Source organism: Amycolatopsis roodepoortensis (assembly GCF_014873915.1).
GTDB lineage: Bacteria > Actinomycetota > Actinomycetes > Mycobacteriales > Pseudonocardiaceae > Amycolatopsis > Amycolatopsis roodepoortensis.
This window is the reverse complement of the sequence record NZ_JADBEJ010000005.1, coordinates 145,600-163,764: the sequence shown is the minus strand read 5'-3', so window position 1 is coordinate 163,764 and position 18,165 is coordinate 145,600. Positions and strand designations below refer to the sequence as shown.

Annotated in this window: 22 protein-coding genes; 8 read left to right on the top strand and 14 right to left on the bottom strand. The window is 69.0% G+C overall.

Annotation, left to right across the window (positions count from 1 at the left end):
• Window positions 1-231, top strand: coding sequence for a hypothetical protein (locus H4W30_RS20170; protein WP_192744292.1), 231 nt, complete (start codon window positions 1-3; stop codon window positions 229-231).
• Between the two features lie 211 nt (window positions 232-442).
• Here the strand turns inward: H4W30_RS20170 and H4W30_RS20165 are convergent, their stop codons facing one another.
• Window positions 443-1,237: a TetR/AcrR family transcriptional regulator gene (locus tag H4W30_RS20165; protein ID WP_192744291.1), complete on the bottom strand. Its 795-nt coding sequence runs from the start codon at window positions 1,235-1,237 to the stop codon at window positions 443-445.
• A 68-nt stretch (window positions 1,238-1,305) separates the two neighbouring features.
• Here H4W30_RS20165 and H4W30_RS20160 point away from each other — a divergent pair, with 68 nt between their 5' ends.
• Together H4W30_RS20160 and H4W30_RS20155 are read left to right on the top strand one after the other, a co-directional pair.
• The gene (locus H4W30_RS20160; protein ID WP_192744290.1) at window positions 1,306-4,023 is read left to right on the top strand and encodes a DEAD/DEAH box helicase; all 2,718 of its coding nucleotides are present in this window, start codon (window positions 1,306-1,308) and stop codon (window positions 4,021-4,023) included.
• Complete coding sequence (locus H4W30_RS20155) at window positions 4,020-5,180, top strand: SWIM zinc finger family protein (RefSeq protein WP_192744289.1); 1,161 nt, start codon at window positions 4,020-4,022, stop codon at window positions 5,178-5,180. The genes H4W30_RS20160 and H4W30_RS20155 overlap by 4 nt, the downstream gene beginning before the upstream one ends.
• On the opposite strand, the gene H4W30_RS20150 is transcribed toward H4W30_RS20155, so the two are convergent.
• From H4W30_RS20150 to H4W30_RS20125, 6 genes are all read right to left on the bottom strand, one after another.
• Window positions 5,117-5,764, bottom strand: a complete 648-nt coding sequence (locus tag H4W30_RS20150; protein WP_192744288.1) for a DUF4865 family protein — start codon at window positions 5,762-5,764, stop codon at window positions 5,117-5,119. The two genes, H4W30_RS20155 and H4W30_RS20150, sit on opposite strands and share 64 nt — an antisense overlap.
• 444 nt (window positions 5,765-6,208) lie before the next feature.
• On the bottom strand, window positions 6,209-6,640 hold the full coding sequence (locus H4W30_RS20145) for a hypothetical protein (RefSeq protein ID WP_192744287.1): 432 nt from the start codon (window positions 6,638-6,640) through the stop codon (window positions 6,209-6,211).
• A gap of 339 nt (window positions 6,641-6,979) precedes the next feature.
• Window positions 6,980-8,599, bottom strand: coding sequence for an acyl-CoA dehydrogenase family protein (locus H4W30_RS20140; RefSeq protein ID WP_192744286.1), 1,620 nt, complete (start codon window positions 8,597-8,599; stop codon window positions 6,980-6,982).
• Entirely contained in the window at window positions 8,583-9,188 is a 606-nt protein-coding gene (locus H4W30_RS20135; protein WP_192744285.1) for a TetR/AcrR family transcriptional regulator, read from the bottom strand. Before H4W30_RS20135 ends, H4W30_RS20140 begins: the two co-directional genes overlap by 17 nt.
• Before the next feature lie 32 nt (window positions 9,189-9,220).
• A complete protein-coding gene (locus tag H4W30_RS20130; RefSeq protein WP_192744284.1) occupies window positions 9,221-9,679 on the bottom strand; it encodes a peroxiredoxin family protein in 459 nt (152 codons plus the stop codon).
• Between the two features lie 20 nt (window positions 9,680-9,699).
• Window positions 9,700-10,233 (bottom strand): RNA polymerase sigma factor, encoded by a 534-nt coding sequence (locus H4W30_RS20125; protein ID WP_192744283.1) that lies wholly within the window; start codon window positions 10,231-10,233, stop codon window positions 9,700-9,702.
• Between the two features lie 144 nt (window positions 10,234-10,377).
• Between H4W30_RS20125 and H4W30_RS20120 the strand changes: the two genes are divergently transcribed.
• From H4W30_RS20120 to H4W30_RS20105, 4 genes are read left to right on the top strand one after another with little or no spacing between them, the layout of a single operon-like run.
• Complete coding sequence (locus H4W30_RS20120) at window positions 10,378-10,893, top strand: DinB family protein (RefSeq protein WP_192744282.1); 516 nt, start codon at window positions 10,378-10,380, stop codon at window positions 10,891-10,893.
• 2 nt (window positions 10,894-10,895) lie between these two features.
• Complete coding sequence (locus tag H4W30_RS20115; RefSeq protein WP_192744281.1) at window positions 10,896-11,663, top strand: NAD(P)-binding domain-containing protein; 768 nt, start codon at window positions 10,896-10,898, stop codon at window positions 11,661-11,663.
• A complete protein-coding gene (locus H4W30_RS20110) occupies window positions 11,660-12,418 on the top strand; it encodes a putative protein N(5)-glutamine methyltransferase (RefSeq protein WP_192744280.1) in 759 nt (252 codons plus the stop codon). The genes H4W30_RS20115 and H4W30_RS20110 overlap by 4 nt, the downstream gene beginning before the upstream one ends.
• A 10-nt stretch (window positions 12,419-12,428) precedes the next feature.
• On the top strand, window positions 12,429-13,070 hold the full coding sequence (locus H4W30_RS20105; protein WP_192744279.1) for a class I SAM-dependent DNA methyltransferase: 642 nt from the start codon (window positions 12,429-12,431) through the stop codon (window positions 13,068-13,070).
• 1 nt (window position 13,071) lies between these two features.
• On the opposite strand, the gene H4W30_RS20100 is transcribed toward H4W30_RS20105, so the two are convergent.
• Window positions 13,072-13,893, bottom strand: coding sequence for a class I SAM-dependent methyltransferase (locus tag H4W30_RS20100; protein WP_225949786.1), 822 nt, complete (start codon window positions 13,891-13,893; stop codon window positions 13,072-13,074).
• Between the two features lie 50 nt (window positions 13,894-13,943).
• On the bottom strand, window positions 13,944-14,783 hold the full coding sequence (locus tag H4W30_RS20095; RefSeq protein ID WP_192744278.1) for an SDR family oxidoreductase: 840 nt from the start codon (window positions 14,781-14,783) through the stop codon (window positions 13,944-13,946).
• An 89-nt stretch (window positions 14,784-14,872) separates the two neighbouring features.
• On the opposite strand from H4W30_RS20095, the gene H4W30_RS20090 reads away from it, so the two are divergent.
• Window positions 14,873-15,244, top strand: coding sequence for a winged helix-turn-helix transcriptional regulator (locus H4W30_RS20090; protein ID WP_192744277.1), 372 nt, complete (start codon window positions 14,873-14,875; stop codon window positions 15,242-15,244).
• On the opposite strand, the gene H4W30_RS20085 is transcribed toward H4W30_RS20090, so the two are convergent.
• From H4W30_RS20085 to H4W30_RS20065, 5 genes are all read right to left on the bottom strand, one after another.
• Complete coding sequence (locus H4W30_RS20085; protein WP_192744276.1) at window positions 15,210-15,647, bottom strand: VOC family protein; 438 nt, start codon at window positions 15,645-15,647, stop codon at window positions 15,210-15,212. The genes H4W30_RS20090 and H4W30_RS20085 overlap by 35 nt on opposite strands.
• A gap of 86 nt (window positions 15,648-15,733) precedes the next feature.
• The gene (locus tag H4W30_RS20080; RefSeq protein WP_225949785.1) at window positions 15,734-16,231 is read right to left on the bottom strand and encodes a DUF4303 domain-containing protein; all 498 of its coding nucleotides are present in this window, start codon (window positions 16,229-16,231) and stop codon (window positions 15,734-15,736) included.
• Between the two features lie 57 nt (window positions 16,232-16,288).
• Window positions 16,289-16,750 (bottom strand): pyridoxamine 5'-phosphate oxidase family protein, encoded by a 462-nt coding sequence (locus H4W30_RS20075; RefSeq protein ID WP_192744274.1) that lies wholly within the window; start codon window positions 16,748-16,750, stop codon window positions 16,289-16,291.
• Window positions 16,750-17,232 (bottom strand): SRPBCC family protein, encoded by a 483-nt coding sequence (locus H4W30_RS20070; RefSeq protein ID WP_192744273.1) that lies wholly within the window; start codon window positions 17,230-17,232, stop codon window positions 16,750-16,752. The genes H4W30_RS20075 and H4W30_RS20070 overlap by 1 nt, the downstream gene beginning before the upstream one ends.
• The gene (locus H4W30_RS20065) at window positions 17,229-17,555 is read right to left on the bottom strand and encodes an ArsR/SmtB family transcription factor (protein WP_192744272.1); all 327 of its coding nucleotides are present in this window, start codon (window positions 17,553-17,555) and stop codon (window positions 17,229-17,231) included. Before H4W30_RS20065 ends, H4W30_RS20070 begins: the two co-directional genes overlap by 4 nt.
• Window positions 17,556-18,165 lie beyond the last annotated feature (610 nt).

Below are 18,165 nucleotides of genomic sequence, written 5' to 3'. Positions count from 1 at the left end.
ATGGAGAGCACATCGCGGACGGTGTTACGACGCGTCGTGCTCGGCGCGTTCGTCTGCGTCGCCGCGGTGATCGTGCTGCTTGTGGCCCGCGTGGTGCTCAGCGCGACCGGCTTGTCCTTCGACCCGCACGGCTACGGGATGTTCGGGGGGATCCTGTTCACGGCGGTCCTGACGCCGGTCGCGCTGGCGCTGTGGCTGGTCTACCGCTTACTGCGACGACGCGGCCAGTAACGCGCGAGGCGTGCGGTGGCGCCGCACTCGCGTGCTTGAAGGCGTAACTCGCGTGATCAGCGGCGTAACTCACGAGTGTCGCTTCCAGGCACGCGAGTTACGCGCCTGATCACGCGAGTTACGCCTTGACGCACGCCGCGCACCTGTGTTCCCAGTCCGGCAGGTACTCAAGACACGGTTGGCTCTAACCGTCCTAACACTCACGAGGCGTTCAGGAGGGCAGTTCGACCCCCGAAGCACCGGAGTCGCCGTTCACCAGCTGCTCGACGCCGTCCAGGATCCGCGCCAGCCCGAACCGGAAGGTGTGCAGCGGCGCGCTCGCCGCACCGTGCGTCTCCCCGGCGGCCTGCCCGATCCGCGCCGCGAGCGGGAACAGCCCGGCGTCGGCTTCGGGGATCTCCGCGAGCACTGGCGCGCTGGCCGTCCACCACTCCATGTCCGTCAGCCCGGATCGCCGCACGAGACTCGCCGATTCGACCGAGCCGCGTGCGATGCCCTGGACGAAGCCGTTGACCATGGCGACCACGGCGTCCATTTCCAGGTCGGTGAGGCCGATCGCGTCGACGGCCTTCAGTTCGCGTTCGTGTTTGGCGAAGGTGTGCGGGCCGAGGGGGAGGCGGCCGGTGGTGAGCTGGAGCATCCACGGATGCCGGTGGTACATCTCCCACGCGTCCTCGGCGAGCGTCGTCATCGTGACCCGCCAGTCGTGGCTCTCCGGCGGATCGGTCAGTTCGCCGTGGACGCGGTCGATCATCAGGTCGAGCAGTTCGGCGCGGCCGGGGATGTAGGTGTAGATCGTCATGGGGGAAACGCCGAGCTTCTCCGCGCCCCGGCGCACCGACAGCGCGGTGATGCCCTCGGTGTCGGCGAGCTCGATCGAGGCGGTGACGATCTCCTCGACGGTGAGCTTCGGTTTGGGGCCGCGACGAGGTTTCTCGCGTACGCCCCAGAGCAGTTCGATGGTCCGCCGTGGATCGCCCGTGCCGGTGTGGTCCGCGTCCGTCATCACGTTCTCTCTACAGTGTACAGAGTTGTGTTATCCTGAACTGTACACCGTACAGAGATTGGGGTTGAGTGGCGTCTCACGACGGTTTCGGCAGTGTCGTTTTCGAACCGAACAATCCTCCTCGGACCAGCGGATTCGTCTTCTGGAACGCGGACGGGAACACGCCGGGGACCGGGGAGGTGACAGTCGCCCTGCCCGAGGTCGTCACGGTGCCGTGCGTACGGCTTCCAATGGCCGAGGCGCTCCCCGCACTCCTGCGGCTTCGTGAGAGCGACGATCCCTCCGCGCGGTTCTGGAGCACCGCGGCCGCGGCGGCGTTGAAGCTCGCCGAGGCGGGAAGGCTGCTGCCCGGGCTCACGGAGTCCGATGTGGACGCGTGGCGCGCGGGCCCGCTGGAACCCGCCGACGCCGCTTGGCTACGCGAGTTGTCCGAGGCGATGCCGGCCAGGGCGAGGGCGATCCCGGATGAGGGAAACCTGCTCCCCGCGCGGTATCCATTGCTGCGCGCGTTCCTCGATGCGGTGGCCGACACCCTTCCCCGCACGCCCGCGGCCGCGCAGGCGGCGGGCGTCAAGGCCTTCGCCGCCGCGTCCGCTCATCGTGTCCCGCAGTTGCGTGACTGGGCGGCCGAGGTCGCTGCCGGGCTGGACTCCGGGGTCCGGGTCTCGGTGCGGATCGAGGCACCGGACGACGACTTCACGAGCGGCCGGTTCAGCGGGGTCGTCCAGGTGCACAGTCTCGCCGACCCCGGCGTCCTGATCGACGCCGCCGCGCTCTGGGCAGGCGACGACCGGTTCGGCCCGCGAGCGCGGATCGACGTCATGCTGGCCCTGCGCCGCGCGGCGCACCTGTGGCCACCGCTGGAACCCCTGCTCGGCGCCGCGGTGCCCGACGAGGTCGGGCTCGGCGACGCCGACATCACCGAACTGCTCACCACCGCCGCGCCCCTGCTGGCCACGGCGGGCATCGACGTGCACTGGCCCGCCGATCTCGCCCGTGACCTGAGTGCGAAGGCCGTCGTCGGCGGCGGTGACGCGCCGCCCGCCGACCTTCCGTCGTTCTTCGCCGGCGGCACCCTGCTGCAGTTCGACTGGCAGCTCGCGCTCGGCGGCGCACCGCTCACCGCGGCCGAGATGGACGCGTTGGCCGAGGCGCACCGCCCCGTCGTTCGGTTGCGTGATCAGTGGGTCCTCGTCGACCCGGCGCTGGCGGCGAAGGCGCGGGATCGCGCGCTGAAGCCGCTCACGCCGATCGACGCGCTCGGCGCCGCCTTGAGCGGGACGGCCGAGGTCGACGGCGAACGCGTCGACGTCCTCACCGACGGCTGGCTCGCCGCGTTGCGGGAACGATTGCTCGCGCCACCGGAGCCGCAGGCGCCCCCGCGCGGACTGGCCGCGACCCTGCGCGACTACCAGATGCGCGGCCTGCAGTGGCTCACCGCCATGACGTCCATCGGGCTCGGCGGCTGCCTGGCCGACGACATGGGTCTCGGCAAGACGATCACGCTGATCTCGCTGCATCTGCATCGCGCCGACGGGCCCACGCTAGTCGTCTGCCCGGCATCGTTGCTGGGGAACTGGGAACGGGAGATCACCAAGTTCGCCCCCGGTGTCCCGGTGCGCCGGTTCCACGGCACCGAACGCTCGCTCGACGACCTCGGCGGCGGCTTCGTGCTCACGACGTACGGCACCCTGCGCGTCGATCCGGAACCGCTGGGCGCCGTCCATTGGGGACTGCTGGTCGCCGACGAGGCGCAGCACGTCAAGAACCACCGCTCCGGGACGGCGAAGGCGTTGCGGACGCTGACGTCGTCTGCGCGGGTGGCGCTGACGGGCACCCCGGTGGAGAACAACCTCGCCGAGCTGTGGGCGATCCTGGACTGGACGACGCCGGGACTGCTCGGGACCATGGCCGACTTCCGCCGGGTGTGGGCGAAACCGGTCGAGTCCGGGAAAGATCCGGAGACCGCGGAGAGCCTCTCTCGACTGGTCCGGCCGTTCCTGTTGCGCCGCCGCAAATCCGATCCGGGGATCGCGCCGGAGCTGCCGCCCAAGACCGAGACCGACCGGCCGGTGACACTCACCGCCGAGCAGGCGGCCCTGTACGAGGCGACGGTGCGCGAGCTGATGGCCGAGATCGCTGGGAGCGAGGGCATCGCGCGCCGCGGCCGGATCGTCAAGCTGCTCACCGGGCTCAAGCAGATCTGCAACCATCCCGCGCAGTACCTCAAGGAGCCGCCGGAGGCGGTGCTGGACGGGCGGTCGGGCAAACTCGAACTGCTCGACGAGCTCCTGGGCACCATCCTCGCCGAGGACGGGTCGGTGCTGGTGTTCACCCAGTACGTCGCCATGGCACGGCTCCTGGAACGCCATCTCGCGCAGCGCGGGATCGGCACGCAGCTGTTGCACGGCGGCACCCCGGTGCCCAAACGCGAGGAGCTCGTGCGCCGGTTCCAGGCCGGTGAGGTGCCGGTGTTCCTGTTGTCGCTCAAGGCGGCGGGGACCGGGCTCAACCTGACCCGCGCCGATCACGTCGTGCACTACGACCGCTGGTGGAACCCCGCGGTGGAGGACCAGGCGACCGACCGCGCGTACCGGATCGGGCAGACCAGGCCGGTGCAGGTGCACCGGCTCATCGCCGAGGGCACGGTCGAGGACCGCATCGCGGCGATGCTGCGGGAGAAGCGCGCGCTCGCCGACGCGGTACTCGCCGGCGGCGAGGCCGCGCTGACCGAACTGACCGACGCCGAGCTGGCCGACCTGGTCGAGTTGAGGAGCCGCCGATGAGCACGCCAGACGACCGCGTTCGCGGTTTCCCCGCCTTCGGCGCCCAAGGCGGACGTGGCCAATTCGCCCGCTTGTGGTGGGGCCGCGCGTGGATCAGCGCGATGGAGGACACCGCGCTCGACCTCCAACAGCTCAAACAGGGCCGCAAGTACGCCGCGGCGGGCCGGGTCGGTCCGATCACTGTCAGCCCCGGGCGGATCGCCGCCGTGGTCGACGACCAGGAGGGCCAGTACCGCACGGAGGTCCGGCTCGCGGAGCTGACCGCCGACGAATGGGACCGGTTCCTCGACCGGGTCGCCTCGAGTGCCGGGCATCTCGCCGCGTTGCTGGACCGGGACATGCCGCACGACCTCGTCGAGGCCGCCGACGACGCCGGGGTGCATCTGCTGCCCGGGATCGGTGACCTCGACCCGGACTGCGACTGCCCCGGCTGGGAGCTGCCGTGCCGTCACGCCGCGGCGCTGTCGTTCCAGGCCTCGTGGCTGCTCGACGCGGATCCCTTCGTGCTGTTGCTGATGCGCGGCAAGGGGGAGCGGGAACTACTCGACGAATTGCAGCGGCGCAACGCCCCGCGGTTCGTGCGCACGGGGGACGACGGCATCGACGCCGAGCGCGCGTACGCCGACGAGCCGGGTCCGTTGCCGGATCTCGACGGGTTCGCGCCCACCGGGGGCCCGACCGTGCCGGGCGCGCCCGATATCCCGGCCGAGACCTTCGCCCTGCTGATCGCCAACGCGAGCCAGACGGCCGGTGCGCTGCTCGCGTCGCAGCCGAAGCTCACCCGTAAGCAGGACGCCGTCCGTCTGGCCGCCACTCGTCCGGAGGTCGCCGACAGGCTGCGCCCGGCGGAGAGTGGTGAGGACTTCGACCGCGCGGTGCTCGCCTGGCGGAACGGTGGCCGCACTGGTCTCGAGGTCCTGGAGACCACGTGGACCCCGCCGCCACAGGCGATGGGGCGGGCTCGGGCCGCCTTCGCCGAGGTCGTGGACGACCCCGGCGAGGGGCTGGACGTCGAACGGAACCACTGCACCGTCCACGGAACCGGCGTGCAGGTGCGGCTGGGCAAGGACGGGCTCTGGTACCCGTACCGCGATCAGTGGCCCGCCGGTCCGCCCGAAGCCGATCCCGGTGCGTTGTTCGCCGCGTTGCTCGGCTGATCCCACTGCAGTCCTCGCCGCAGCTGATCCAGGTGCGGCGAGGACAGGTGGAGGATCCGATACCGGACTTCGTCCGTTTCAGGCGCTTGACCGGTCCACAGGGTGTAGCGGACGACCTGCCACGTCCGCGGATCGACGGCCAGCGCGCCCGAATGCGCGCCGTCCCGCCGCAGGTGCTCGCGCAGCCCGTCGAGGGCCTCGCCGAGGAAGGCGACCGGGTCGGTCTCGTCGGGGATCCGCACGACGTGCTTTCCCGCCGCGACCGGCGCCGAGCCGAACGTGGGTCCCTCCTCGAATCCGAGCACGGTCCAGTGCTGCACGGCGGGACGCCCGAAGGATTCGACGATGCCGCTGAACGGGCCGCCGAACAGGAAGGCGTTCATCCCGGCCTCGTCGTGCCACAGGTAGAAGGGCGAGTACTGGTTCAGCGTCGAGCCGTCGACGCCGCGCTCGCGGATCCCGTAGACCTTCAGCCCCAGGCCGCCGAAGTCGTCGAGCAGATGCCCGCGCGTGGCGACGCGCTCGCGGATGACGCCCATGTCGTAGTCGGCGGGGAGGGTGATCTCGTACTGCATCGCATGCATGCCGTACATACTAGTAGGTACAGGGATCGCGGCCGGCCAAATCGGTAGGCAGCGCAGTCACGCGTGTCCGTCGGATCACGCGAAACCGCCGGTTCGTACCTGTGCCCTTGCTCGCCCGAAGTACATGAAGGACCCCTTCCTGTACCTAGGCGCAACGAAGGGGTCCTTCATGTACTTCGGGAAGGTGTGAAGGTCGAGTTTCCTCGGCTGAGCCGAGGGAAGGGGGCCTTAACGCGTAGCTGTTGTGACTGCTGATGCACATGGGGAGTCGAGTCCCTCAATCCGCTGGTGGTATTACGTCGCGGCGTCGATGCCTACTCCGACAACCGTCTGCGCGAGGTGTGGAACTACCGCGCCTTCGCGACGTGGTTCACCGGCACCGTCCACGACGGCGGTGATCCGACATGAGGTGGCGTGCGCCGACGCGAACCGGCTGCTGAGCGGCTATTTCCGGTTGAGCCGGACGATCCCCTCGTCGCCTTGCACCGTGACGACGGCGATCACCTGCCGGTTGATCTGGTGGACCATTCCCGGCGGACCCGACACGGCCCCGCCCATCCCGCCGGAAGCCGGAGCGAGACCCACCTTCCCGGCCTGCACCGTGACCGCGAGCGGGCCGGCGCCGCCGTCGTTGGGGACCTGGTCGCCGGTCCGGACCAGCACCTCGCACTCCCCATCGGCGCAGGCCTTCAGATTCCGTCCGTCCGCCGCGACGAACGGCGTTCCGGACGGGGCCGCCGCCTCCATCATCGGCCCGCTCCCCGCGGAAGGCGTCGAACTCGCCGCGGCGAAGAGCGGCGTCGGCTCGGCCGCCGCGCAACCGGCGGCGAACAGCGCCAAGGGGACCAGGGCCAGGCATCTTCGGCGATCGACCATGACCGAGGAACGTAGCCGAAGCGCGAGCCCTTGCATGCACCCGAATTCCGCAATCCTGCGGCTGTTCGCAGTGCTCGGCGGCGGTCCGACCGGGGGAACGGGCCGGACCGGTGCAGCACGTGGTCATGCGGGTACCGAGAGTCCGAAACGCTCGAAAAGCGACGGTGAAACCGCCGACTTGGGCAAGGACCCACAGAGCTACACGGCACTCGGAACTCGGCGGGCCGTGAAGGCCTCCTTCCCTACCTTCAGAGCAGGCAAGGGATCGGGCCGGTGGCGCGGCACCGTGTGGATTTCGGGTCATCTGACGTCAGCTGTCATCGTGGAATGCCGAGGCGCTCAGACCTCCGCACGGGCGATGATCGCCCGCGTGTCCACTCCGGACGGAAGCGTCCCGAACGCGACACCCCAGTCGCCGCCGAGCCGCGACGCGCAGAACGCGTCGGCCACCGCCGGCGTCCCGTGCCGCACCAGCAGTGAACCCTGGAGCACGAGCGCCATCGACTCGACCAGCCGTCGCGCCCGGTACTCGATGTCCGACAGATCCGACAGCTCCTTGCGCAGCCTGCCCACCGCGTCGTCCAGCCGCGTGTCGGCGCCGGACGCCTGCTCGACTTCCGTGAAATACGCCGCCACCGACTCCGGTTGCTTGGCCATCGCGCGCAGCGCGTCGAGCGCCGCGACGTTGCCCGAACCCTCCCAGATCGACATCAGCGGAGCCTCGCGATAGAGCCGCGGCATCCCCGACTCCTCGACGTACCCGTTGCCGCCCAGGCATTCCAGCGCCTCCACCGCGTGCGACGGGCCGCGCTTGCACACCCAGTACTTCGTCACCGCCAGGCCCAGCCGCCGGAACGCCTGCTCCTGCTCGTCGTCCGGCCGGTCGGTCGCCGACGCGAGCCGCATCCCGACCGTCGTGGCCGCCTCGGATTCCACGACGAGATCGGCCAGCACGTTGCCCATCAGCGGCTGATCCACCAGATTCGCCCCGAAGGCCCGACGATGCCGCGCGTGGTGGACCGCCCGCACGGCGCCGTACCGCATGCCCGACGCGCTCCCGACCGCGCAGTCCAGCCGGGTGTTGTTCACCATCTCGATGATGGTGCGCACCCCGCGGCCTTCCTCGCCGATCAGCCAGCCGATCGCGTCGTCGTACTCGATCTCCGACGACGCGTTGGACCGGTTGCCCAGCTTGTCCTTCAGCCGCTGCAACCGGATCCCGTTGCGGGTGCCGTCCGGCAGGACCCGGGGGAGCAGGAAACACGACAGCCCGCCGGGCGCCTGGGCCAACGTCAGGAACATGTCCGACATCGGCGCCGAGGTGAACCACTTGTGCCCGACGATCACGTAGCTGCCGTCCCCGAGCGGACGCGCCGTGGTCGTGTTCGCCCGGACGTCGGAACCGCCCTGCTTCTCCGTCATCGACATGCCGGCGATGAGCCCGCGCTTCGAACTCGGCTCACGCAACCCGAAGTCGTACTCCGTCGCCGCCAGCAGCGGCTCGTACCGCGCGGACAGCTCCGGATTGAACCGCAACGCCGGAACCGCCGCGTACGTCATCGAAATCGGGCACGTGTGTCCCGCGTCGACCTGACCCCAGACGTACATCTTCGCCGCCCGTGCCGCGTGCGCGCCCGGCCGGGAATCCCGCCATGGTGCCGCGTGCAGCCCATAAGACACCGCGACGTCCATGAGATCGTGCCAGTGCGGGTGGAACTCGACCTCGTCGATCCGGTTCCCGACCCGGTCGTGCGTCCGCAGCACCGGCTCGTTCTCGTTGACCAGCCTGCCCCACTCCTGAACGTGCTCGCTCCCGGCGAGCCTGCCGAGGGCGTGCACCTCGGCCACCGCCCAACCGGCGCCCGCCCGTTCCAGCCCCTCCAGCAAGGCCGGATCGGCGGCGGCGTCGTAGTCCGCCAACGGCGGGACCTGATTGGTGACCTCATGAGTGACCGGCATCGGAACCTCCCAAGGAACGCAGGACGAAAGTGCGCAGCCCGGACACCTCGTCCGCACTGCCGGTGGTCAACGGGCCGATCAGCACCTCGGCGGCCGCGCCGACGAGCGCCGCCGCCGTGACGTCCGCGTCCTGGGCGGGCAGCACCCCGGACCGGACACCGTCGGCCACGAGCTGGGCCACGACGTCACGGAAGGCACGCCGGAAAACCAGCCGCTCGGCCTCGATCGGCGCGTCGACGGGCTCGGCCAGCAGCGCGTACGCCATCCGCGGCGTCTTCAGCGCCCGGCTGGCGAAGGTGTCGAAGATCGCCACGATCCGCTCGGCCGGCGAACCGGGCCGCTCCGACACCTCGCGCACCGCTTCGACCTCACGCGTGACGACCTTGCGGAACAACTCCACGACCAGGGCGGCCTTGGTGGGGTAGTGGCGGTACACGCTCCCGACCGCCACTCCGGCCCGCTCGGCGACCGCCGACACCGAGCACCCCGCGTATCCGCGCTCGGCCAATTGCTCCATGGCGGCGGCGAGGACGGCGTCGCGCTGGGCGTCCAGACGCTCCTGGACCTTCGGTGTACGGCGATACGGCACCCAAGAAGTGAAGCACTGATTCACACCTTCAGTCAACGCACCCTGGCGAGCTCCTCCACCGCCTTGGCGATGCCCTTCTTGTCGTAGGCACTCGTCGGCATGGTCGCCGCATGGGCGTGCCGGACCACTCCGTCCCGGTCGATCAGCACACTGCCCGACTGCTGCAGCATCTTCTTCGTCAATCCGAACGCCTCATGTGGCGTGCCGTCCCGGCCAGAGACCACCCGAAGCGACAACCCGCGCTTCGCCCTCCACGCCTTGGCCTCCGCCCGGCCCTCGGGAACCGCCACCAGCACCCGCACACCCGCGGCCGCCAGCTCCCCGGACCGCGCCGCGAGGTCCTTCACATGGCCGGTGCACACAGGACACGTGGTCGAGCGCATGAAGTAGATCAGCACGCTCGCCGTACCGCGGAACTCCGAAAGCCGCACGACCTGCCCTGTCGTGTCCTCCAGCGCGACGTCAGGGACCGTGGAACCGATTTCGAGCATGAAAACTCCTCAACGGAAGGTCAGGAAGCGGGGTTGTCGAGAAGTGCACGGACCGTCGCCCGCGCGCGATGTAGCCGGGACTTCATCGCGGCCGTGCTCAAACCGAGCGCGTCCGCGACCACCCGGCCCGAATGGCCCTGGATGTCACGCATGATCAAGACGCGACGCTGGTCCGCCGGCAACTCGGCGATCGCCGCCGCCACCCGCTGCGCCTCCAGCCGATCCAACGCGTCCTCCTCGGCCGAGACCATCGCGACGGACTCCGCCGGCGCCCCGCCACGCCACGCCCGGCGGGCCCGCCGAAGGCATTCGTTGCGCACGATCCGGAACATCCACGACGCGAGCGCACCCGTGGCCCGCAAGGTGCCGATCTTCCGGTACAGGATGATCAGCGCCTCCTGCGCCGAATCCTCCGCGTCCTCCGGAGAAGCACACAGCGACCGCGCGAACCGCTGAACATGCGGATGGGAACCCGAGACCAGGGCGGCGATGGCGGACGCGTCCCCGCCCTGCGCCGCCACGATCAACGACTCCCTCGGCCACTCGGCCTCCACGACAACCTCCTCCTGCGCCGGGCTTGTCCCGGCCCCTACAAGAGCCACGACACCCGCGAAAGGATTCAGCGGCCTTCACGTGACCCCGCTCACCCCAGCGGGCGCACCACGAACCCCACGTCACCCGATGGCATGATCGCCGCTATGACATGGACCGCCCCCGAGGTCACCCGGCCGTCCGGCGACACCGCCGCCGACGAACGGACCCTCCTGCCCTCCCTGCTGGCCTGGCACCGCAGTACCTTCCTCCACAAACTCGCCGGCCTCACCGGAGAACAACTCGCCACGGCGTCGGTCCCGCCGTCGAACATGACCCTCCTCGGCCTCATCCGGCACCTCGCCAAGGTCGAACGCTTCTGGTTCCGCCTGCGCTACGCCGCACAGGACATCGAACCCCTCTACGACCCCGCCCTCGGCAAGGACCACGACTTCGAAGTCCTCGACGCCGCCAAGGCCGAAGAGGCGTACGACATCCTCCTCGAAGAGATCCGCCTCGCCGGCGAAGCCGCCGCCGAAGGATCCCTCGACGACACCTTCGACCTCGGCGGGAACCCGTTCTCGCTGCGCATGCTGTACCTCCACATGATCGGCGAATACGCCCGCCACAACGGCCACGCCGACCTCATCCGCGAACGCGTCGACGGCCGCACGGGAGCCTGACCATGAACTACGGATTCGTCGGCGCGGGCGAGATCACCGCCGCCATCGTCGAGGGCCTCAGCAAGGACATCACCGACCCGCCCTCGATCTTCCTCTCACCCCGCAGCCGCAGCGTCGGCCAAGAACTCTCGGCACGCTTCGCCAACGTCGAAGTCCGCGACAGCAACCAAGCGGTCGTCGACAGCGCCACGACGATCATCCTCGCCGTCCGCCCGCCGATCGCCGAAGAAGTCCTCCGCGACCTCACCTTCCGGCCCGACCACGTCCTGATCAGCGCCCTCGCCGGCGTCCCCCTCGACAACCTGCGCGACTGGGCCGCCCCCGCCCGCGAAGTCGTCCGGAGCATCCCGCTGCCCCCGGCCGCCCGCCGCCAAAGCCTCACCGCGATGTACCCAGACAACCCCGAAGCCCGCGCCCTCTTCGACAGCATCGGCGGCAGCGTCGTCCCCGCCGCGGAGAAGGACCTCGACGTCTTCAGCGGCGCCACGGCCACCTTCGCCGCCCACCTCGACTACCTCGGCACCATCGCCGCCTGGATGACCGACCAAGGCATCGAAGACACCACGGCGACCACCTTCACCCGGCACATCTTCGGCCAGCTCGGACACGCCCTCGTCCAGCAGGGCGGCTCCCTCGAAACCCTCACCGGCAAGCACATGACCCCCGGTGGACTCAACGAACAATTCCTCACCGACCTGCGCACCAACGGCGTCCCCGACACCGTCCGCCAGGCCCTCGACGGAATCCTCACCAGACTGCGAGACCAGTGACCGTCATCGACAGGCTCCGGGCCGCCGGATGCGTCTTCGCCGAAGACGAAGCCCGCCTCATCACCGCCGAAGCCCGCACACCCGGCGAACTCGACACCATGATCCAGCGCCGCGTCGACGGCGAACCACTCGAAGTCATCCTCGGCTGGGCCGAATTCCACGGACTCCGCATCACCGTCGAACCCGGCGTCTTCGTGCCACGGCAACGCTCCGAACTCCTCGTCCGCCACGCCACCACCCTCGCCGGACCAGGAGCCGTCGTCCTCGACCTCTGCTGCGGCACCGGAGCGCTCGGCGCGGCCATCGCCGCCGAACTCGGCGACATCCGGCTCTACGCGGCCGACATCGAGCCCGCCGCCGTCCGCTGCGCCCGCCTCAACGTCGCCCAAGCCGGGGGAGAGGTCTTCGAGGGCGACCTCTACACACCGCTTCCCGCGACGCTACGAGGCCACGTCGACATCCTGGTCGTCAACGCCCCGTACGTCCCGACCGACGCCATCGCGATGATGCCGCCCGAAGCGCGCGACCACGAACCCCGCGTCGCCCTCGACGGCGGGCACGACGGTGTCGACGTCCACCGCCGCGTCGCCGCCGAGGCCGCACAATGGCTCGCACCGGGCGGGCACCTGCTGATCGAAACCGGCGAAAGCCAGGCCGCCTGGACCGCGGAAGCCATGGCACACAACGGATTGACCCCCGAAGTGATCACCGACGACGAGCTGTACGCGACGATTGTTGTCGGTGCCCGGGTCTAGGGTCGCCGCCGTGACCGACTACCTCCAAACGACCCGCACCGCCTACGACACGGTCGCGGCCGACTACGCTGAACTCCTCCGCGACCACCTCGCCGGATCCACCTGGGACCGCGCCGTGCTCGGCGCGTACACCGAGCTCGTCCAGGCCGCCGGCGGCGGCCGCGTCGCCGAAATCGGCTGTGGCCCCGGCCGCATCACCGAACACCTCCACCGGCTGGGGCTCGACATCCACGGCGTCGACCTCTCGCCGGAAATGGTCGCCGTCGCCCGCAAGTGGTATCCCCACCTGGACTTCCACGTCGGGGAGATGCCCGGATTGTCCATTGAGGACGGTGCCTTGGCCGGCGTCGTCGCCTGGTACTCGATCATCCACACGCCACGCGAGCGGCTACCGGAGATCTTCGCCGACTTCCACCGGATCATGGCCCCGGGCGGCCACCTGCTCGTGGCCTTCCAGGTCGGCGACGAAGTACGCCACATCGAGCACGCGTACGGGCACGACATCTCCTGCGACGCCTACCGCCTGTCGCCCGAGAAGATCACCGAGCAGCTGGGGGAGGCGAAGTTCAGCGTGGTCTCCACCCTCGTCCGCGAACCGTCCGAGGAGTTCGAAAGCACGCAACAGGCCTACCTGATCGCCCGCAAGCAGTAGCTCAAGGACGCCGGGCCTCGACGAGCCAGGCCGCCGAGCCGTAGAAAACGCCTCGGTCGGTCTGGTGCTCGGCGAGGTCAGCCCGCAAGGCGGCCACGGCCGCGGTACGCGTGGCCTCGTCCAGGTCGCTCAACCGGCCGCCATGCTGCTCGACGATGAAGTCGGCCGCGTCGTCCACGTCCCGGCCGAAGTACATCGGCTTGTCCACCGCGGTGCACCGGACGTCGGAGTACCCGGCCGAGACCAGCAACCCTTCGGTCTCGGCCGGGTCGCTCAGCGCGAGATCCGACGACGGCACCGCACGACCGGCCGCGAAGATCGTCCGGAACGTGGTGATCCACTCGTTGAGCCGCAACGGTCGCCACGTCAGCAGCACCAGACGCCCACCAGGCCGGGTCGCCCTGGCCAGGTTGGCGAACGCCGCCAGGGGAGTACCGAAGAACATCGAGCCGTGCCTGCTGATCACCACATCGAACCGCGCCTCGCCGAACGGATGGATCTGCGCATCCACCTGTTCGAAAGAGGCATTGCGAACGCGTTCCTCCTCCGCGAGCCGACGAGCGAGAGCGAGCATCTCCCCGGAGAGGTCCACCCCGAGCGCGGAACCGCCGCTGGCGAACCGCGCCGCGTCCCGCGTCGTCTGACCCGCACCGCAACCGACATCGAGGACGTCGTCCGCCGGCCGGATGCACGCCGCGTCGAAGAACGTGTCGCGATAAGCGGCGACACCGTCGTCGAAACGCTGCGCGCGCTTCGCCCACAGAGCGCCGTCATCACCGTCCCACGCCTGCAACATCCGCTCGTTGGACGGATCGACACGCATTTCGGCAACCCCCAGGTTCGTCTCCGGAGGACGACCCTAGCGCGAACCCCTCAGCGGAACGCGGCGACATTCCTCGCTGCCCAATCGGCGAACGATCGCGGTGCACGGCCCAGAACCCGGTGCACATCCGGGCTCACCCGCAGTTCCGCCGGCGTCGGGGAGCTGAGGATGTCCAACGTGTCGTCCGCGAGCTCCGCCGGCATGCTCAGCGCCATACCCGCCTTCGCCTCGGCGCGGGTGAGTTCCCGAAAGTGCACCGGCGTACCCAGCGCGGCGGCGAGCACCTCGGCCTGCTCGCGCGGCGAGATCACCTCCGGACCGGTCAGCTCGTAGACCTCACCGAGGTGCCGCTCGTCCAGAAGACATGCGGCCGCGACCTCCGCGATATCCGCCGGATCGACGATCGGCACCCCGGTGTCACCGAACGGCGCCGCGACCACCTGCCGCGAACGGACCGACTCCGCCCACCACAAGGCATTCGAGGCGAAACCACCCGGCCGCAGGACGGCCCAGTCCAAACCGGACTCCCGCACCACGTCCTCCAACGCGCGCATCGCGATCCGCGTCGTACCGAACGGTCGCGTCGCCACACCCAGCGAGGACAGCAGCACGATCCGCCGAACCCCGGCGGCCGCCGCCCGGCCGACGATGTCCGCAGGGTTCGCCCCGACGGCATGCAGATCGCCGGAAAGCAACAGGAACAACGCCTTCGCTCCGGCCAACGCCTGGTCGAGCCCGGCAGGCTCGGCCAGATCGGCCACCACATGCCTGCCACCGGCCGGTGCCGCCGCAGCGTGCCGCGACACCGCCGTCACCTGTTCGCCCGCCTCGGCCAGTACCTGGGTCAACGGCCTGCCGATGTTCCCGGTCGCTCCGGTCACCACGATCATGAACAGCTCCTTCGTTCGATCTCGACGTGGCGACGCTAAGGAGTGCGGCTTACTTTTCGTAAGTACATACCCGGAGGTAAGCTCCTCCCATGGCAGGAGGCGCGCAGTTCAAACCGGCCGACACGGAGCCGCGGTATGAGGTGCTTCACACCGACTGCGCCGCCAGCGACGTGGTCGGCCACGTCACCAGCCGATGGGGGATCTGGGTGCTGATCTCCTTGCAGCGCAACGATCTCCGCTTTTACGAGCTACGCGAGAGCATCCAGGGGATCAGCGAGAAGATGCTCGCCCAGTCCCTGCGCGCTCTCGTCCAGGACGGCCTGATCTGGCGCCAGGTCGAACCCACGACGCCACCACAGGTCACCTACGGTCTGACGGAGTTCGGCCGGGACGTGAGCGAGCCACTGGTGGAACTGTTCGACCGGATCACCCGGCGCCTGGTCCCTCCCGACGGGAAGTAGCGTTGATGTTGACCATCCAGGTGATCCCGAACCTGTCCACGAGCGCGCCGGCCTCGTCACCCCACACCTGCTTCTCCAGAGGCATGGTCACGGTCCCGCCGACGGACAACTTCTCGAACTGACCGCGAAGCTCGCCGTCACCACCGAGGTAGACCGCGACGTTGTTGCCAGGGGAGTGAGGCACGTCCTCGATCTGGCCATCGACGTCACACGCCATCAACGTGTACCCGTGCGGAGTGACGAGCTCGGCGTGCATGACCTTGTCGGCGTCAGGGGAGTCCGGTGAACCGAAGTCCGCGATGGTGCCGATCTCCAGCTTGCCGCCGAGGACCCGGTGGTAGAACTCCATCGCCTGCCGTGCGTTCCCGTTGTACCTGATGTACGGATTGAGTCGAGACCCCATCTGAATTCGCTTTCCCCTTCGTATCGGTGGATCGCGAGCATTCCACCGAATACACGACATCCTGTGTCGGGTATTCGCGACAGGAATCAGCCCCAATAGGCCAGCCAAGCATCCAGCGCCGGCCCGGCCGGGTTCAGCCGACGAGCCCGGGCCACGTTGTCCTCGTCGTCAGGAACGACCTCGACCAGAACCAGCACGTTCGCGCGAGCCTCACCGACACCGAACAGCCCTTCGTCGGCCAGCCGGCGCAGCGCGGTCTCCATCGCGCGCAGCCGAAGCTCGAACTCCGCCTCGGACGCGTCGTCGTCGGCGATGTCGAACACCTCCGGCCGAGCGGCGAACATCTCGCGGACCGGCTTCAGGTGTTCCTCGCCCACGATCGAAAACGGGGAATCGGCGTAGGAGTAACGGACGTCGTCGGCGTCCGGCCGCTGAGCGAGCGCCTCGTGCGACCATGCCGACAACGCCGGGCCGAACGCCTCACCGGGCGTGGTGAGCGTGACGTAGTAGAACGTGTGGCCAGGGTTGTCGCGGAACAGGTCGGTGACAGCCGCCCGAGCGGCCGTGGTCAACGCGTCGGCCAATTCAGCCTCGGTAGGAATCACCAGGGGATCGAACCACACCAGGCCGCGCGCCCGTGGTCAGATCAGCCACTGGCCGGAGCGCATCAGGGTCCGGCCGCGGAGCTCGTCGAACGAGCGCCATGCCTGCAACCGAGTCGGAGTGAGCTGGAGGTAGACGAATCCGGGGGTATGCCTCGGGTCAGGGCCACCGCGCAGCAGTGAAGCGAACGGGTCGGCGATGGCCGGGTCGATCGCGTCGGGCTCGATGATTTCCATCGAGCCGTCGATCATGACCACGTCGTAGTGCCGGCCGATGGCTGCCCGTGCTCGTCCGGTCGCGGCCACGTTGGTCACCGTCCGGCTGTTCGCGAAGGTCGCGAAGGTGAGCACCTCGCCGTTGTGATGGAACAGGAGCGGGACCAGATGTGGGCCGCCGGTATCGCCCGTGGCCAACCACGCGGTGGTTTCCGAGCGCAGCAACTCGAGCACATCGCTCTTGCGTTGTAAGGGCTTTCGAGCGGGTGGCATCGTGGTCGCCATCAGCGGCCCTCGGTCAGCAGCTGGGCATAGCGGGCCAGGTACAGCGGCCAGCCGGCGTCGCCTCCGACGCCGTCGCTGACGGCGTTCCAGTCCGGTCCGTGGCGATCCAGCTTGCGGTGTGCGAGTTCCACCCGCGTGCGCTGCGCGGCTTCGGCGATGAAGCGGACCTCGACCTCGCTCGTGTGCTCGTGGTCGCGTTCGATCTGCCATTGAGGGCTGATGTCCCAGCTGAAGACGACCCGGTGCGGGGGATCGTAGGTGAGGATTCGAGCCCACCGGCACTCGCTGCCGTCCACCCCGCGGTCGAAGATGTGGCCACCCACGTGGGGTTCGAACACGGTCTCGACGATCTCGACCTGAAGAAGATTGTGTTCGGGTGGCTTGAAGTCGCCGAATCGCTCGGTGAAGACGATGAAGGCCCGTTCGATCGGGGCGTTCACGACGATCTCCTTGTGCACCACCGGGTTCGCTGCCTGGGTCATTGCTTGTCTCCTTCGGGCTGTTCGACGGCGTCCTTGTAAGCGGACAGCGCACGGCTCCAGTAGGTGTCGAGCTGATCGCGCAACGCGCCCACGGCTGTCGCGTCGAGCTGGTAGATGCGCTTCGTCCCGACAGGGCGATCGGTGACCAACCCTGCGACTTTGAGGGCCTTGAGATGCTGGGAGACCGCCGGCCGGCTGATCGGCAGCTGGTCGGCGAGTTCACGGACGGACTGCGGCCGGTCGGCCAGGCATTCGATGATCGCGCGCCGGCTCGGATCCCCGAACGCGCTCCACGTGGCGTCGGATATTCGGTAAGTGCCCACGAACCGTAAGCCTAGACTTACGGAGCTTCGATGGCAACGGGCGAGCGGTCTCGACCCGTGAGCCTGCGTATCTCGTGCCGATCGGTCGGGACGTAGCGGATCCGAGTCTGCGCGACGAGTTGGTGAGTCAGGGCCGTGAACCTGTCGATATCCGCTCACGACGGCCTAGTGCCGCCGAGGAGTCGGGCATGAGGCTTTTGCGGGCGAGGGGCTGCGGCACCTGCGTAGAGACTTACTTGACATAATGTACATTATCGGCACTTTGGCCGACCTGGATAACGATGGTCGAGAGGGGCCCTGAGCTGGACTGAAAGCGTCCTTCGTTGCATGTCATGCCGCGGCGGCGTCCCTCGTCGCGTCAGATGCGAGCGTGGCGCCCTTCAGCTCCCCAGGACTTCGAGGCCGCGGATCTCCCGTGTCGACCCAAGGCGCCCCCGGGGACGCGAAACGGATGTCCGATCACCCAGCCTCAATACGTCACTGTGACGAATCAATATGGGGCTGCAGGGCTGCGGGTGATCACAGGAGACGTCCTGCGCGGATGGATCACTTCGAGCCGGCCAGCCTGGCGGCGACTCGGCCCACAGCCTCGCCCAGTTGTCATGCAACG